Source organism: Phormidesmis priestleyi BC1401, from assembly GCF_001650195.1.
GTDB classification, from domain to species: Bacteria; Cyanobacteriota; Cyanobacteriia; order Leptolyngbyales; family Leptolyngbyaceae; genus Phormidesmis_A; species Phormidesmis_A priestleyi_B.
Window position 1 is genome coordinate 1 of the sequence record NZ_LXYR01000198.1, and the last position, 452, is coordinate 452.

A 452-nucleotide genomic window follows, 5' to 3' on the forward strand; every position below is an offset into this window, starting at 1 on the left:
CCCGAAATCATCGTGTTGAATGTGCGGTGGTATTGCCGCTATCCTCTGAGCTACCGGGATTTGGAAGAAATGATGGCAGAGCGAGGAATTGAGGTGGGTCATTCCACCCTCAATCGTTGGGTGCTGAAATTTGCCCCTGAACTGGACAAACGCATTCGACCGTTCTTGAATCCCACGAATGACTCATGGAGAGTGGACGAGACTTACATCGAAGTGAAAGGAGCGTGGAAATATCTTTACCGCGCTGTCGATTCAATGGGCAACACGTTGGACTTCATGCTGAGCGCAAAGCGGGACGGTAAAGCAGCAGCCCGGTTTTTCCGCAAAGTGCTGAAGGCGACTCATACTCAAACACCCCGCGTGATCACCGTCGATAAAAATGCTGCCTATCCGGTGGCAGTCGAAGCCTTGAAAGGCGATGAAACGCTGGCAGCAGAGACAGAATACCGGCC

1 protein-coding gene is annotated in these 452 nt (G+C 52.2%); it reads left to right on the forward strand.

The window, feature by feature from the left end:
- On the forward strand, positions 1 to 452 hold a 452-nt coding region (locus A8707_RS26425), incomplete at both ends, for an IS6 family transposase (RefSeq protein WP_156518922.1).